We start from the raw sequence: 13728 nt of genomic DNA, 5'->3' as shown, positions 1-13728 counted from the left end.
TCTTTTACGGCTTTTTTACTTCTTCCACTGCTCCTTCTCCGAACCCACTTAAATTGCTGATTTCGTTATACAACCGGTCGATTTCTCCAGGCGTAAACAATTTCTTAATGAGATCGTACGGCGTCGGTACTTTGTAATGTTCTAATAGCTCTTTGCGTTTTAGCTCTGGGGAAACAACACCTTTTAGGATCGTTTCAAGTTTAATCGTAAAAACGTCAATGTCCGCTTTGTTCGAGATCGGATCAAACTTTGTAGACATGTCTTGGATTTCCTCAAATTGCGTTTGCGTCAATGCTTTAATTTCAAAAACTACTGGCTCGCCGGCCAGTTCGCTTAAACGTTTGATTTCAACGAGTTTTTTAGGCAATTCTAACTTTTCAGCATCCATTTTTAACAAAATATCAACAACGTTGCTCATGTTTTCCCTCCTCAATATTAAAAAGCAGAAGGTTTCCCCTCTGCCTATTCGATATAGTCAACTAAGTCAAAATCAGTAAAAGTGAACGGTTTTTCCTCTTGCACAATTTTCCCTGATTCCCAGTCAGCAAGTGTTAAATCATCAAAAATACACCCTTTCAACACTACACGTTCTGCACCAAATGCCGCTGGATCCGCTAGTTTACTAACGATTGTCATCGGCTCTAAAACGCCGCGTTTCACCTGTTCCGCCACTTTTCTTGTTAACCGAGAATTTACTTTGGTTATGCGCAGCGTTCCTTTTCCTTCCCATCCCATGTACTTTTGACCTTGACCACTCGGAGCACCACACATCGGTACTTTCTCCTTAATAAAGTCCACCTTCGCCTGCAAGCCATATGCCTCGGCAAACTTTTCCCCGTCAATCCATACTTCCCCATGAGTTCCCGAAATCGCACGCTCAGGAATCATTCGTTCCATTCGTCAGCACCTCCCTAAATGAGCACTTTCATGTCGATGTCCTCAATAGCGTCAAGAGGACGTACACGCGACAATAAAAATACCTTATCCCTTGTATTTGCTTCTTTAATTTGTTGATCTTTCATTGAATCCACATCAACGCCAATCGACCGCAAGTAAACTCGTTGTGCATCTAAATCAATTTCTGCACTATTTTTTCCTGTGTCGAGTAGCCCGTCAATCTCTAGCTGCTCATAGTACGCATTAATGGCTTGAATGAGCAGCACCTTGTTGTCGTAGCTGTTCGCATATTTGCCGATATACTTATCCTCAATCGTCTTACGAATGTCCATATACATGAGATCGAGGATATCGACGATTTTAATTTTCTTGAAATCGTCTCCCTTATCTTGCGTGGTCGTAACGAGCGATGTCACCCCGCGACCGACCTTCACTTTTTCCCCATCGTGGTAAATCACAAATTCACCATTATCGATCGCTTGGTTTAATTGGTCCTTTGTATAGCTTTGGACGCTGTCCACTTCCGGTAACGGTTGAAATGTCGTCGAAATCGTCAACGGCGTTCCGGCGATTAATCCAGCGATGCGTGAGCAATATTGGGCTGCCGTATACGTCGTATCGCCGACGACAATGTTTTCTGTCGTAAAATTAATAATGTACTCTTTATCGGCCGCATGATGGGGCAATACGGCCTTCACCATCTTACCGTTGGCGCGCTGCAAACCTATCCATGTGGTGATTTTCGTTTTGTCTGCCTCTTCAATCTCCGGGAAGACAAAATAATCGAATTTCACAGTTTCTAAATAGTTCAGAGCTACATCCTGCGGCGTTCCGTTCGTAACTGTGGAATTCGGATCGTAGACGTACACAACCACCCGATTCGGCGTCCGTTCGCCACCGATAAAAGCCAGCTCAATTTGTTTTTTATTCGCAGCCGATAATCCCGTAGGAATATCCGTAATACTTGTTAAAACATGCGCTCCAAGAGCCGCGGTATCCTTTAAAAGCAATGCGACTATTCCGCGCTCACCACGTTGAATAGCCGTGGCCCCAAGCGTCTTAAACACGATATTTACTTGAGGTAAGCCCATTACAATACCTCCTTGTTATGGATGATTTCCTGCATTAATTCATGCTGCTCTGTATCGCTCAACATCACGATGAAGTCGAGATCGAGGAAAAAGTGGAGAATATCATCCACGATTTCAAATCTTCGCTCTATAACGCTCACCGTCAGCCCGTCAAGGGCAATTTTTCGGAACAAATCGTTCAACAAATCAGCCATTTCAATGTTCTTGGCGTTCGTTTCTTCTTCGGATAAGTACTGAACATCGATGGTGATTTCCCTTTGCTGCATAGATTTGCTTAACTCAATAACATCGCCAGGCAAAACAGTAATAAAAAAACAAGGCTTTTTAAGACCTTGTTCCACTTTTTCGCCATATATTTTGTGGTCTGGGAAGGTAGTTTTTAACTTACTAATAATCGCATCTCTAAGTGACAACATCATAACGAATTCAGCACCTTGTCAAAGTGTTTTTTCAATCTTCGAGGAATTTGACGTCGAATTCGCTTTGTAGATACAGTCAGCATATAGAATCCAGGCGCATACCCTACTGTTTTTTTATTAATCACCACTTTATGACCGTACTCAACAAAACGAGCATAGAACTCCTTATTGTACACACTTATGATTAAATCATCGCCTTCTCGTTTCAATTCTCCTATTTCCCAGCCTCTCCGTAAATCACCTTCCTGTTTCGGGGTTCTTACTTTTGCCAACCTCAGCAAGCTTTTAGCCGTTTCTAGCAAATAATTTTCAAGCTCCTCTGGAAGATTTTCTTTTATAAACAGGAATTGCTCTTCGTACTTTTTAAAATTGTCCATTTTTATTTCAAACATCACGCTTCACCTTCCATTTCTGCAATGACTTCTTGGAAGGTATGATATTTAAACCATTCCTTCGCAATAAATCGGAATGTCTGTCCTCTGCGAACGACTTCTATTTTGTCGCCTATCAATAAATTTCTGTGTGTTTCCATGTGAATTTTATACATGAACCGAATGTTGTGAGTCGTCTCCGTCTGCGTACTGTTACCAGATTCAATTTTTACAAGCTCACATGGAATATTTTCCATGATTTTTACCGGTTGATAGACCGTTTCTCCGCTTGGCAATTCAATTTCTTGAAAACGAGAAATCGAACACAAATCATTCAAATTATGAATATATCCAAGCAAACAATCCAGCACTAAATATCCCGGTTCCGCCTCATCTATCGTCATCACATCGTACCATTTCCCCTGACAAACGACCTTCATGTGCTGTTTTACACCTTTATTCGCCCTAATAATGATCTGATACGACTTTTCAGGTTGTTGATCGGTAAATTTGTTCTTTTTGAACTTTATTTGTCCCCAGACTTTAAACCGTTCAATAAGCATCTCTTCTCCGTCTTCAAAAACAATTTCATAAAAAATCAGACGGTCTTTCAATTTTCCTGGATTCATCCAGTATCACCTTCTTGTGTATCGTAACAATGCGAAAGTTGCGCAATGATGCTTTCAACGGTTGGTCTTATTTTTTCGCTCGTTTTCCCGATCATTTCCCTGTTTTCATACCAATCGGTGACAAATACGAGGCAAAGCAATTTTGCTAGATGATTCGTATCATCAAAAACATTACCCGTTGCGTTTTTTATATAAGCTTCTGCAGCATGGATAAGCATATCAATTACGGCGTCTTCCTCATCGTGGTCAATTTTCAACCATTGTTTCGCTTCAAAAATGGAAATAATCAAATCACATCACCCCATTAAGGGGATGGGGAATAACTTCCCCATCGTTTTTTTCTAACCATTCATCAAACCGTGTCCGTAACATCTAATTGTCCAAACACCGCTGCCCCTGTATCCCAGAATTTATAATCATCGCGCATAATTGTACGAAGGTTCGTTGTATCACGAAGGAAAGCGTCGCCACCTTCTTTTGTGCTCGCCAATTCAAAGAAGCGACGGTTAAATACAACGATTAACTGTGTTAAATCACCAATAATGATTGGTGCCAACAATGTAGACGTTCCTTCTGTTTTTAAGAATCGATTCGATGCAACAACAACAGGACGTCCTTTAAATAGTTTGCGTCCTGGTTGAGTTGGGTCATCTTGCAATAAATAGCGTCCATTTGCGTCTTTCTGCTCGTCCAACCAGTGATAACCGTCTTGGTTCGTTAAAATGATGCTATTTGCGCTAATAGCCGGATCCAATAGTACGTTAAGAACTTTTTTGATATTGTCGAAGTTAGCTAATGATTGTTTTGGCATTGTTTTCAATAAATTCGTGATGTGATAATTTCGTGTAACGACAGCTTTTTTGCTAATCCAATTCGTAACGTATTGCTCAATGTTTTGGTCTGTATCAGCAATCAATTCATTCGTTAGAGGTAAAATGCCAGCACGTTTTTTGAGAGAGTAAGAGATTGGAACAAACTTAGGATTGTCCGTTTCTCCAATCAATCCATATTCATCGACATCTTGGAAAGGCACCATGTCCTCATCTTTTTCGAGTACACGAGAGCCACTAAGAGCCGTCACATTTTGTACATTCACATATTGAGAAAGGTCGTTAAAATCTCGCATAAGCGTATAAATCTCTGTTTGAATGTCTTGAGGTAAAATCAGTCCAGAATCTCCATCCGCTTGGCCAACAACCCCACCAGTATGCATCACCGCACGTTTTTCATATTCCGCGATGATGCTTCGCTCATCCGATGATACCGACCGACGGCGAATTGCCTTCATGAACACTTGGCGATACTCACTTTCTAACTCGGCATCTTCTTTTGTCACCGTGCGAATTTCCCCACTAGCCAACTGAGCTCCACCAATTCCAAGCCCGCCACGTTCTTCTTGCTCCAATTGCCGCTGCACTTCGATTTTCTTTTGCAATGCTCGCACATCTTCCATGCGCTTTTCTGCTTCGTCCACTTTATCCTCTCCTAAAAGAGAGCGAACTTCTGATTTCATTTGTTCTAATTTCTGTAACATTTCGCGTAATTCTTTCCCCATATCATTCAACCTCCTGTTAAAAGTTAAAAAGAGCCGATTACATCAGCTCTAATTCCATTGCTAATTTTCTTTTTTTGTACTCGTTAGAAGCGCGTTTTTGTTGTTCACGGTATTCATTGAGCGATCGGACAGATACTTCGTTTGCTGGGTACGCTGGGAAAGCAACAGGAGAAATTTCATACAATTCCGCATCCAAAATGGAACGTTTGTAGATTTTTTTGCCGTCGCGATCGACTTGCGACCATTTGTCTTTTATGACTCGCATGCCAAACGATACACCATCGACATCTCCTCGTTTGATCATTTCCCAGGCGTCATTGCCGATAGTCGTATTCGGCAAATCTAATTCAAAACGTAGTTCCTTTTCCGTGCTTTCTAGGCGCAACGTTCCGCTTTTCGTGCTTCCAAGCACTTTAGACGCATCGTGTGACCACAACCCAACAACACTGCGCGTTTTCAGGCTTTCGTCAAATGCTCCAGAAGCAATCTCTTCAACAAACGTGTCGCCCCACCAGTCTCGCATCTCCGCACTTTCTGTGTTGTACTTGATAGAACCGGATATCGTCCGTTGTTCCTCCCCTTCTGCTGATTTGCGGACTTCAATTTTCACTGGCAGCGCTCGAATTTCCTTTGTTTCCATCGTCGCCTGTTTGTCCATTTTCCCCACCTCCCTTCACATACTGTTGACCAGCCATCGTCAATGGAATGACGTTGCCATTAAACACAAGCTGATCACCGCCTGGAAGAGGCGGTTTCTCCTCTAACGCTCTCGCTTCATTCGGTGTGATAAAACCTTTCTCAATCCCGATGCCATACGCTTCATAACGTGTTTTAATGTCGCTTCTAAGCATGCTGTCAACGTTGAACTTCACGTAATATCCAGCATCAATTTCACTGTCGAGGAACAGTTTATATGTCATTTCTTGTTCATACATCGTCAAAATTGGTAGCAATGTATCCACATAGAACTGTCGTTGTTGCTCCGCCACATTCGTATGAGTCGCTCGGCTTAAATCGTTCAGCTGGTGCATTTTGATACCAAATGCTGTTGCAATCTGTCGGATCGTAAGCTGTGTATTTTCAAGAAATTGAGCATCGGACATGGATAAACTAATGGGTTTGAATTCATACCCGATCGGCATAAGCGCAATTCGATGGCTATTTTTTAACCCTGATGACATTTCCTCGAATTTTTCTCGAAATTGCTTCTTTGCTTCTTGGTTTAAATCGCCGACATACTGAACAATCCCCTTTACCTGTAGCCCTTGCTTATAAAAATTATTAATAAATCTGCCTGCCGCAGCCGCATTTTCCACGGTTGCTCGTAAATATTCAAGTGGAGGCACTCCAACTATCCCATCTAGCGTCACGCCGCTCTTAAAATGCAAAATTTCGTCTGGCATCAGCTTTCGTCGCTCTGTTCCGACATCAACTTCATACCAGATGCGATTTTTACTGTTAAAAAGTCCGACATCGTCAATCCAAATGCGTACTTTACTTGCGTCAATCGGCCAAAACGCTACAATTTTGCCTTTTTCGTCAGTCTCGATATTGACGTATGCATTCCCATACGTGTTCCGCTGCGTTTCATTACACTTGGCAAAGTCAGAGGCCGACATATACGGATTGGGGCGGAGTTTTAATAGCCTATATAAGTAATGCTTTGAGGCTTTAATAACGCCATTTTCATCCTCTTGATAAATCTTCAACGGCAACTTCGAAATCGACTCAGCTAATATTTTGACGCATGCAAAAACCGTTGCTTCTTTCAAAGCATTTTTGCCGTAAACGTTAACATCACCGGGAGAAATGCCGAGAAAATCTAAAAGAGTTGGATCGTTTAAGCCATATTCGATACTGCGCCGCTCCAAAGCACGTCGAAAAAACATTTATTCCTCACCTCCTTCATGGCGGATAACGTTTAGGTGGCTGTATTGCAACAAAAACACCTACAGCTAAAAAAGAACACCCAAGTACATACAGGCCGGCTGTAACGCTTAATCGAAAAGTTGCCACATTAATGAGCGTTAAACCAACAAAAATAAAAAAATCTTCCGCATAATCACGAAAGACTTGTCTTAATTTCTTCACTTTATCAACCCCACAGTCTGTCTAAAAAGTCGTCGGTCGCGAATTCCGATACGTCAACTGACTCCGCATTCGCAAACATCGCCCGAGCGTGCGCGTTAATAAGCGCTGCTAGTGGGTCAATCCGATCCGTGCTCTTTGACTTGTCCAACATAATGTTCTCTTGAGCATCTTTTCGCGTAACCGCGTTACCAATCGCCCACGATAAAACGGGATTATTATTATGAATAATCTTCTTTTCGAACACCTTCGTTCGAAAATTCTTTGTCGGCTCCGATAAATAGCGAATCCCTTGTGGAATTTCTACTGTCACGAACCCATCTGCCTCAAGTTCCTGCATCAAATGGCGTGCATTATATTTGTCATAGCAAATTTCTTTCACCGAAACGTCATATTTTTCCGCGATGGATTTGATATATTCGCGAACAAACGCGTAATCAACAACCGCGCCTGGCGTTGTTGTAATCCATCCTTGACGAGCCCATTGATCGAATGGCATTTTGTCGGTTTTCACTCGCTCGTCTAGCTTTTCTTCAGGTATGAATGAGTGGGACAGCACGACAAATCGCCCATCGCTCAATGGAATTTCGATAGAAACGCTCGTTAAGTCGGTCGTTGCCGACAAGTCAACGCCTACATACGCATCCAATCCACTGATATCCGGAAACTTTTCCGCACCGCAGACCGCCCAGCGATCAGACGATATATACCCTTGTGCACGCTTATTAATCCATATATTCATGTTTTTAGTGAGAAAATCGTCCATTTTATCGGGCTTTTCAAGCGCTTCTTGTAACTTTGCTCGAATATTTTCAATTCCTTCTGGATACGATGCCGCAATTGGATTAGCTTTTAGCCATGCCTTTTCATCTCGAATATCGTCAATTAAATTTCCGTCCTCGTCTTTATCTAATTCGTTGACCATTGCGAAGTATCGTTCGTTTTCAACAGGACTATTTGGGTCTAAAAGCTTCGAAACGTATTGATATTCACTCCGATAGCATGGGTTATTTAAGTTTACACCAGCTGTTGTAATAATCATCAGCAACGGCTGCGCGCGTGCAATCATACCAGAATCAATAATGTTATAAATTTCATCTGTTTCATGCGCGTGATACTCGTCAATAATGCCGCACTGTGGGTTTAGTCCATCGCCCGTTTTCCTGTCTTCTTTAGATAGAGGTCGAATAATTGAACGACTTTTAGGATGATGTATAGCACCGTATTTTACTTCATACTTTCCTTTCAACTCATGACAGCCCGCCAGCATTGCTTCAGTTTCATTCCAGACGATTCTTGCTTGTTCTGTCTTAGTAGCCCCAATATATACTTCGGACATGTTTTCACCGAAAGCCATTGCTTCATATGACGCTACGCATGCAAGGCTTTGTGATTTGGCATTCTTCCTTCCAACCTGCCAATATGCCTTTTTAAAACGTCGATAATCCGTTTCTTTATGCACCCATCCATAAATGTTGCCAAACACAAACACTTGTATTTCATGCGGTCGAATGTGTTGCCCCTTAAGTACACCTTTCGTATGTTTAAAAAGCGTCATCCACTTGAGGAAGCGCATCGCTTTCGTTTCACTAAAAATGTAAGGGAAATCTTCTGTTCCCTCGCGTTCAATATCTCTTAAAAACCGCATGCACGCCCATTTATGTTTCTGACAGGCAATCACACGACCATCAATAACATCGTGCGAGTAATCAATAAGCCACTGCTTTAAACTCATACTTCACCAAACTCCTGTTCAAACGGCGTCGGCTGCTTTGGTTCTTCCTTTGGCAAAGCAAGTTTTGCACGAGAGCTTGGAGTCAATCCAAATTCGACGGCCAGCGATTTCATTTGCTCATGCAATTGCTTTTTCTTTGTGAGCAATGGATGAGGCACTTTGTTTGTTTCCGCCGCCTTGTTTGTATATTCCACCATAAGCCCTTCTTCCTCAATGATCTGCGAGCACTTTACATAGTTAGAATACGCATCGCAGTACAAGGCAAGAGCATTTACATCTACATTTGTGACTAGCCCCACTTCTTTCAATTCCTTGACAAGCCGCTTAAATTCTTTTCTTGCTACATCATCTAACCAGTTCGGCGGTCTGACCTTATCGTCGTTCGGACGTAACTTTGCTTCCGCTTCTTGTCGTGCTTCAATTTCCTTCTTCGTTAAATGCTTCGTACCTTGAATAAGAATTAAATCTACCGGCTTCGCACGCCGACCCATTTTCAACACCACCTTTCGTTTTGATTTTCTCCAAAAACTGTTATCCCCCTTTTACGTCAAAAAGGGAACTTTGTTCACGCTGAGGGGGGCGCGCGGTCAAGAGCCGCCCAGTGAAAAATTTTCACCCCGCCCCCTTCCCATATCGTTTCTTATCTTCGGCCGTTTTCTTGTTGTGACAGGAGTTACAAAGTGATTGCAGATTACTCAACGATAGACGCAGCGACCAATCGACACGTATCGGTACAATATGGTCAACTACATCAGCTGGCGTGATGCGCTTCTTGGCGAGGCAATGCTGACAAAGATGTTTGTCGCGAATCAACGCTAAGCGCCGAACACGTTGCCACTCTTTGCTGTGATAAAAGTCGCTGGCTTTCTTATCACGAATGTGTTCGTCATAGTAGCGATGGCGCTCGTATTTGTTTTGCTGCTCTTTTTTCTGATGAGCGTGGCAGTAGCGACCTTGTGTAAGGTTTGAACACCTAGGAACGGCGCAAGGTTTCAACGGTTTGCTCGGCATATTGTCACTACTCCTTGTCTAAAAAGAAGTTCTTCATCTTCTCATATAAATCATTTGATTCTCCAGAAACAATAGCCGCCAGCCTTCCATCCACACAAAAGCCAACAACCATGCAGCCATCTGTCTCAGCGATAACATGCCAACTTACATTAACCTTTAAATTCCGCATGGTTTTCCCTCCAAATAAAAAAGCACCCCGAAGGATGCTTGCATTAATTATTTATCTTTAGAACACTCTTCACAAAAACCGGTCAATGCATTTTCATCTTCATATATTGGCTTACCGCAATCTGGGCAATACGATTCGATTTTTCTAGTCATTTCCTTTCCCTCCTTCCACCTACTCCATTCGGCAAAAGGAGTCATCATCCTACATAATTCATTCGTCAAATATCGACAAAAATAATAATCGCCACCTCAAATGAAGTGGCGTCACGCTTCAACCAAAGTCTTTCACGTTATCATCATAACACCTCTAAACGAAAACATTGTGCCATCATTGTGCCAAAATTGTGCCACGATTGTGCCATCATTCGCTTACCAATACCGACTCCCCCGCTTCCTGTTCTTCGTAAACATCCGCTTGGCCAGCTCGTGCATCTCATCTTTTGGTTTGGCGCGAATGATATTAGATACGTCCACCGTCGTTAGCTTCCGGTTACCGATCCGATAGCCTTTTTTGTTTAGTTCCTGCACTACTTTCGTAACACTCTCCAGTTGCACATACAAGTACACCGCTTCTTCTTCCATCGTCGTTGGAGTGTAGTTTTCAATCATTCGAATATATTCTTGCAAATATTCGATTCGCTTTTTCGCTTCTTCGACTAACACTCGCTTTCCCTCCAATGAGTTCACTTCAATTTACAGACTGATGCACTCACCCTATTCAGAAACCCCTTGATATTTCTAGCTTCAATCCATTTTACAAAACGAGTGCACACCATGCTTTTTTATGTTGTGCTGATAGCCAAAAAAGAAAAATCATATCTTGTATTTCATCATCGCCTTATCCATTGCGTCTTGATTGACGCCGATATACTTTAAGGTAATGTGTGGACTGGAATGGTTAAACAGCTCTTGAAGCATTGCAACGTCTTTAGTCTGTTGGTAAAAATGATAACCGAACGTCTTCCTCAGCGTATGCGTGCCCACCTCATCGAGCGATACATATTCGGCCGCCTCACGCAAAATACGATACGCTGTTGAACGGTCAATAGGACGGTTACCGCCTTGTCGGCTTCGAAAAGCGTATTCACCGTCTTTAAGTGTTTTTGCGTACTCAATCAACTCTTTACGTATCGCTGGCGGAATACGAATTCGTTTTTCCTTTCTTGTTTTCTTTTCCCGCAACTTCAAATGCGTTTGAAGCAAATCTTCCTTCTTCAATTGCAATATATCTGATATACGCAAACCTGTATTAATTCCGATGATGAATAAAATGTAATTTCGCTTGCTTCGTTGCAACAAGTATTTTTTCATTGCCGCAATCTTTTCTGGATCACGAATCGGTTGAACAAAGTTCATTGCTCGTCCCTCCTTCTTTTTCGATACACTTCGATTTCAAGGGCAAATGCTAACTTATAAAACGCCCTAGACTTGAGACGATAGTAATGACGGTGACTCATTCCTAGCTCGTTGTAAACGGCGTAATCAAATACCTCTTCTCCATTCATGTATCGTTGAATAATAATTGCTCGCTCCCAGTAATCAAGACGATTGACAGCCTCAACAATGCGCTGAATGTACTCTGCCCGCTCCCGCTCGTAATCAGCATTTCGAATTGCTATTTCTTCGGTTGAGGAGTGGAGTTTATTTGTCTTTGCAGGAACGAGCGAGTAGTGTTGAGTCACCTTTGGCATCTGGTCTAGTTTCAATGTCAGCAAGAAAATGCGATATTTTTCGAGTGCCGCTTCCACCGCTTTTTTCGTCGCTTTTCGATCGATTTCAGGTAACATAAAGTCCATCTTCCCAACCTCCGAAATAGTGATTATCTCTGTCGAAATGCCCCACCTTTGCCGCGTCTATACACTGGTCGACCAACGCCCATTAATTCCTTAATATCTCGCTCCGTCAGCCGCTCTTTTCCTCGTTTCTTTTTACGCGCTTTTTTGCGCTTGTTTTGGCGTTGCTGAACTTTATTAACTTTCATCCATTTTTTTAATTCTTGCTGGATCGTTCGCATGGTACCTCTCCCTTTCGTTTTTCTGATAAAACAAAAGAGGACACCAATCATACAGAGCTAGCCATGCTACTCTGCACAATCAGTGTCCTCACGCTCTCGGTCTTGGACATATTCATTTACCCATATTATACCTTATACCACAGCTTTTTGTAGCAATATTCTAAACGTCTCTCTTCCTTTCGGTGTAACAAGTGTTTGCACGTCAGCTCGTCCGTTTCGTTCCCATTCCTTCAATTCGAACAAGGAAGGGACATATTGGGCGTATGGCTTTAACTTCCCTTTCTGGTCGCGGTAAATATATTTTTTGGCCAGAAGCCAATCGATGAAAGCCTTTGGTTTCACCTTTAGTTCCTTAGCTGTATCACGGAAGTTCGTCAGCAAGCGACGATCAACAAGCGCGTCAAAATAATCGGCTTTCGGCTGCATGACGGCGATTTGCTCATTTTGCTTTCTTACCGTTTCTAGCGTGGCGCGGAATAATAGTTTCGTCTGCTCATCTGCGTGCTTCAGATACGTTTCTACGAATAAGTCGTCATTCGCTACATAGCCGCCGGTTTTCCGTATGGTCGGAATAACCTCGTGCGTAATCCAGCGTTTAAATTGACGCGCTTCTGGCTTATTACTTGTAAGTATCAAAGAATATAGTCCGGCTTCGTTTACAACGGTTGTCTGCTGTTGGCGCCCTAGTGAATCGATGAGGTAAACTTTATTTACCTCATCTTCATCAAGCCTAGATACCGCCATTTTATGATTAGAATGGTTCAGTATATCGCAAACATCTTTTGCCACAAACCAAACTTCATCATCCTTTATAATCGTTCGTACTTGGCTGCCGCTGTAGGTAAACACTTTCTGTAATTGATTCATTTCTTGTCACCTCACTCAATCTTCAAAGAAATCGAAACCAACCATATCGTTGAACTCTTGTTTGAATCGCTTTGCGTCCCAAACAGCTTGAATTGCTTCTTTTAATGCCTTTTCGTACTTCTCGATTTTTGCTTGTTGTTTTTCAGCAATATCCATGTATAAAATCAACCCGGCAACAATTTTGTTTGTGATGTCTGGATCAATTTCTGGTGTTGAGTAATATTCATTGATTAGCACCCTGTCGTAATAATGTCTTAGTGCTTTTAAGTCGTGTTCCACTTTGTTTCACCTCATGTTTTGTATAATATTCGCACTATAAATCTTCTTTTGATGGAGAAATCCATACTCTACTATACTTTTCAGTAAGCTGATACTTCGTCATTTTATGCAATTGAAACGTTCCATCACAATATTCATAAATAATGTTTCCATCGAAGTCCTCCCCGTGCACGTACAAAAGTTCCTGCTCTTCTTCATTTTCAAAAAGACAGTTATATACTCTCCTTAGTTTCACTTTTCCCACCCCATTTCTCCCCACAGTAAGGGCAATGAAGTAATCCAAATTCATTCGCTACTTGCTCCCAGTGTGAGTAAAATATTTGTGGGTGACATTCAGGAATGATTCCCCGACGAGGGTTACGAACTTTTGTTCGCGACGCTCGTCGGGGCCACCAAGCGAAGCGCGGTAGAAAAAAGCAAATGTCATGCAAAAAGGACTCTCTCCCTGCTATGATGGTGATGACCAACATCAATAAAACAGGAGGGAGAGAGTCCATGAAACATTTTACCACAGAATGGCCTTTATTAAAAGAGCTGGAGGAACAATTAGTCAGAACTCTTCAAAAGGTGTTCGCTGTCTTGTTGGCGGCCCTTTTGGAGGAGA

23 protein-coding genes are annotated in these 13728 nt (G+C 42.2%); 1 reads left to right on the top strand and 22 read right to left on the bottom strand.

All coding sequences use genetic code 11. The features are described 5' to 3' along the window. Positions 1–4: 4 nt before the first annotated feature. The 22 genes from LH47_RS10135 to LH47_RS10035 form a co-directional block, all read right to left on the bottom strand. Positions 5–418, bottom strand: coding sequence for a phage tail assembly chaperone (locus LH47_RS10135; RefSeq protein ID WP_043967120.1), 414 nt, complete (start codon positions 416–418; stop codon positions 5–7). 44 nt (positions 419–462) lie between these two features. Beyond that, positions 463–897, bottom strand: a complete 435-nt coding sequence (locus tag LH47_RS10130; protein WP_043967117.1) for a phage tail tube protein — start codon at positions 895–897, stop codon at positions 463–465. 14 nt (positions 898–911) lie between these two features. After that, on the bottom strand, positions 912–1988 hold the full coding sequence (locus LH47_RS10125) for a phage tail sheath subtilisin-like domain-containing protein (RefSeq protein ID WP_043967115.1): 1077 nt from the start codon (positions 1986–1988) through the stop codon (positions 912–914). Beyond that, complete coding sequence (locus LH47_RS10120; protein ID WP_043967113.1) at positions 1988–2407, bottom strand: phage tail terminator family protein; 420 nt, start codon at positions 2405–2407, stop codon at positions 1988–1990. Before LH47_RS10120 ends, LH47_RS10125 begins: the two co-directional genes overlap by 1 nt. Next, the gene (locus tag LH47_RS10115) at positions 2404–2799 is read right to left on the bottom strand and encodes an HK97 gp10 family phage protein (RefSeq protein WP_043967111.1); all 396 of its coding nucleotides are present in this window, start codon (positions 2797–2799) and stop codon (positions 2404–2406) included. The genes LH47_RS10120 and LH47_RS10115 overlap by 4 nt, the downstream gene beginning before the upstream one ends. Beyond that, the gene (locus LH47_RS10110; RefSeq protein ID WP_043967109.1) at positions 2799–3407 is read right to left on the bottom strand and encodes a phage head completion protein; all 609 of its coding nucleotides are present in this window, start codon (positions 3405–3407) and stop codon (positions 2799–2801) included. Before LH47_RS10110 ends, LH47_RS10115 begins: the two co-directional genes overlap by 1 nt. Beyond that, positions 3404–3697: a head-tail connector protein gene (locus tag LH47_RS10105; protein ID WP_043967107.1), complete on the bottom strand. Its 294-nt coding sequence runs from the start codon at positions 3695–3697 to the stop codon at positions 3404–3406. The genes LH47_RS10110 and LH47_RS10105 overlap by 4 nt, the downstream gene beginning before the upstream one ends. 62 nt (positions 3698–3759) lie before the next feature. Beyond that, on the bottom strand, positions 3760–4962 hold the full coding sequence (locus LH47_RS10100; protein ID WP_043967105.1) for a phage major capsid protein: 1203 nt from the start codon (positions 4960–4962) through the stop codon (positions 3760–3762). A gap of 37 nt (positions 4963–4999) precedes the next feature. Continuing rightward, a complete protein-coding gene (locus tag LH47_RS10095) occupies positions 5000–5620 on the bottom strand; it encodes an HK97 family phage prohead protease (RefSeq protein WP_043967104.1) in 621 nt (206 codons plus the stop codon). After that, positions 5562–6851 (bottom strand): phage portal protein, encoded by a 1290-nt coding sequence (locus LH47_RS10090; protein ID WP_043967102.1) that lies wholly within the window; start codon positions 6849–6851, stop codon positions 5562–5564. Before LH47_RS10090 ends, LH47_RS10095 begins: the two co-directional genes overlap by 59 nt. Before the next feature lie 16 nt (positions 6852–6867). After that, a complete protein-coding gene (locus LH47_RS10085; RefSeq protein WP_043967100.1) occupies positions 6868–7053 on the bottom strand; it encodes a hypothetical protein in 186 nt (61 codons plus the stop codon). Positions 7054–7057: 4 nt separating this feature from the next. Then, entirely contained in the window at positions 7058–8785 is a 1728-nt protein-coding gene (locus LH47_RS10080; protein WP_043967098.1) for a terminase large subunit, read from the bottom strand. Continuing rightward, positions 8782–9276 (bottom strand): phage terminase small subunit P27 family, encoded by a 495-nt coding sequence (locus tag LH47_RS10075; protein WP_009362093.1) that lies wholly within the window; start codon positions 9274–9276, stop codon positions 8782–8784. Before LH47_RS10075 ends, LH47_RS10080 begins: the two co-directional genes overlap by 4 nt. Before the next feature lie 121 nt (positions 9277–9397). Next, a complete protein-coding gene (locus LH47_RS10070) occupies positions 9398–9796 on the bottom strand; it encodes an HNH endonuclease (protein WP_043967097.1) in 399 nt (132 codons plus the stop codon). Between the two features lie 7 nt (positions 9797–9803). Beyond that, a complete protein-coding gene (locus LH47_RS16375; protein WP_161792577.1) occupies positions 9804–9965 on the bottom strand; it encodes a hypothetical protein in 162 nt (53 codons plus the stop codon). Positions 9966–10333: 368 nt separating this feature from the next. Beyond that, the gene (locus LH47_RS10065) at positions 10334–10627 is read right to left on the bottom strand and encodes a hypothetical protein (RefSeq protein WP_043967095.1); all 294 of its coding nucleotides are present in this window, start codon (positions 10625–10627) and stop codon (positions 10334–10336) included. Between the two features lie 150 nt (positions 10628–10777). Next, positions 10778–11320, bottom strand: a complete 543-nt coding sequence (locus LH47_RS10060; RefSeq protein WP_042888532.1) for a site-specific integrase — start codon at positions 11318–11320, stop codon at positions 10778–10780. Further along, positions 11317–11760: an ArpU family phage packaging/lysis transcriptional regulator gene (locus tag LH47_RS10055; RefSeq protein WP_043967092.1), complete on the bottom strand. Its 444-nt coding sequence runs from the start codon at positions 11758–11760 to the stop codon at positions 11317–11319. Before LH47_RS10055 ends, LH47_RS10060 begins: the two co-directional genes overlap by 4 nt. A 23-nt stretch (positions 11761–11783) precedes the next feature. Continuing rightward, complete coding sequence (locus LH47_RS10050; protein ID WP_009362100.1) at positions 11784–11978, bottom strand: hypothetical protein; 195 nt, start codon at positions 11976–11978, stop codon at positions 11784–11786. A 132-nt stretch (positions 11979–12110) separates the two neighbouring features. Continuing rightward, on the bottom strand, positions 12111–12845 hold the full coding sequence (locus LH47_RS10045; protein ID WP_043967090.1) for a BRO family protein: 735 nt from the start codon (positions 12843–12845) through the stop codon (positions 12111–12113). A gap of 15 nt (positions 12846–12860) precedes the next feature. Then, positions 12861–13124, bottom strand: a complete 264-nt coding sequence (locus tag LH47_RS10040) for a hypothetical protein (RefSeq protein ID WP_052585037.1) — start codon at positions 13122–13124, stop codon at positions 12861–12863. A gap of 34 nt (positions 13125–13158) precedes the next feature. Further along, the gene (locus tag LH47_RS10035; RefSeq protein WP_152619616.1) at positions 13159–13413 is read right to left on the bottom strand and encodes a hypothetical protein; all 255 of its coding nucleotides are present in this window, start codon (positions 13411–13413) and stop codon (positions 13159–13161) included. Between the two features lie 206 nt (positions 13414–13619). On the opposite strand from LH47_RS10035, the gene LH47_RS17220 reads away from it, so the two are divergent. After that, positions 13620–13728, top strand: a 109-nt coding sequence (locus LH47_RS17220) for a UPF0236 family transposase-like protein (protein WP_407637157.1), incomplete at its 3' end; no start/stop codon positions are given.

Source organism: Anoxybacillus thermarum, from assembly GCF_000836725.1.
GTDB classification, from domain to species: Bacteria; Bacillota; Bacilli; order Bacillales; family Anoxybacillaceae; genus Anoxybacillus; species Anoxybacillus thermarum.
Note: the sequence above shows the minus strand (reverse complement) of the source record. Positions and strands in the feature narration are given on the sequence as shown.

Bases quoted from the DNA above. Each gene is read 5' to 3' on its own strand.
- LH47_RS10135 (WP_043967120.1), bottom strand. From the start codon at position 418: ATGAGCAACGTTGTTGATATTTTGTTAAAAATGGATGCTGAAAAGTTA.
- LH47_RS10130 (WP_043967117.1), bottom strand. From the start codon at position 897: ATGGAACGAATGATTCCTGAGCGTGCGATTTCGGGAACTCATGGGGAA.
- LH47_RS10125 (WP_043967115.1), bottom strand. From the start codon at position 1,988: ATGGGCTTACCTCAAGTAAATATCGTGTTTAAGACGCTTGGGGCCACG.
- LH47_RS10120 (WP_043967113.1), bottom strand. From the start codon at position 2,407: ATGATGTTGTCACTTAGAGATGCGATTATTAGTAAGTTAAAAACTACC.
- LH47_RS10115 (WP_043967111.1), bottom strand. From the start codon at position 2,799: ATGTTTGAAATAAAAATGGACAATTTTAAAAAGTACGAAGAGCAATTC.
- LH47_RS10110 (WP_043967109.1), bottom strand. From the start codon at position 3,407: ATGAATCCAGGAAAATTGAAAGACCGTCTGATTTTTTATGAAATTGTT.
- LH47_RS10100 (WP_043967105.1), bottom strand. From the start codon at position 4,962: ATGGGGAAAGAATTACGCGAAATGTTACAGAAATTAGAACAAATGAAA.
- LH47_RS10095 (WP_043967104.1), bottom strand. From the start codon at position 5,620: ATGGACAAACAGGCGACGATGGAAACAAAGGAAATTCGAGCGCTGCCA.
- LH47_RS10090 (WP_043967102.1), bottom strand. From the start codon at position 6,851: ATGTTTTTTCGACGTGCTTTGGAGCGGCGCAGTATCGAATATGGCTTA.
- LH47_RS10080 (WP_043967098.1), bottom strand. From the start codon at position 8,785: ATGAGTTTAAAGCAGTGGCTTATTGATTACTCGCACGATGTTATTGAT.
- LH47_RS10075 (WP_009362093.1), bottom strand. From the start codon at position 9,276: ATGGGTCGGCGTGCGAAGCCGGTAGATTTAATTCTTATTCAAGGTACG.
- LH47_RS10070 (WP_043967097.1), bottom strand. From the start codon at position 9,796: ATGCCGAGCAAACCGTTGAAACCTTGCGCCGTTCCTAGGTGTTCAAAC.
- LH47_RS16375 (WP_161792577.1), bottom strand. From the start codon at position 9,965: ATGCGGAATTTAAAGGTTAATGTAAGTTGGCATGTTATCGCTGAGACA.
- LH47_RS10060 (WP_042888532.1), bottom strand. From the start codon at position 11,320: ATGAACTTTGTTCAACCGATTCGTGATCCAGAAAAGATTGCGGCAATG.
- LH47_RS10055 (WP_043967092.1), bottom strand. From the start codon at position 11,760: ATGGACTTTATGTTACCTGAAATCGATCGAAAAGCGACGAAAAAAGCG.
- LH47_RS10050 (WP_009362100.1), bottom strand. From the start codon at position 11,978: ATGCGAACGATCCAGCAAGAATTAAAAAAATGGATGAAAGTTAATAAA.
- LH47_RS10045 (WP_043967090.1), bottom strand. From the start codon at position 12,845: ATGAATCAATTACAGAAAGTGTTTACCTACAGCGGCAGCCAAGTACGA.
- LH47_RS10035 (WP_152619616.1), bottom strand. From the start codon at position 13,413: ATGAATTTGGATTACTTCATTGCCCTTACTGTGGGGAGAAATGGGGTG.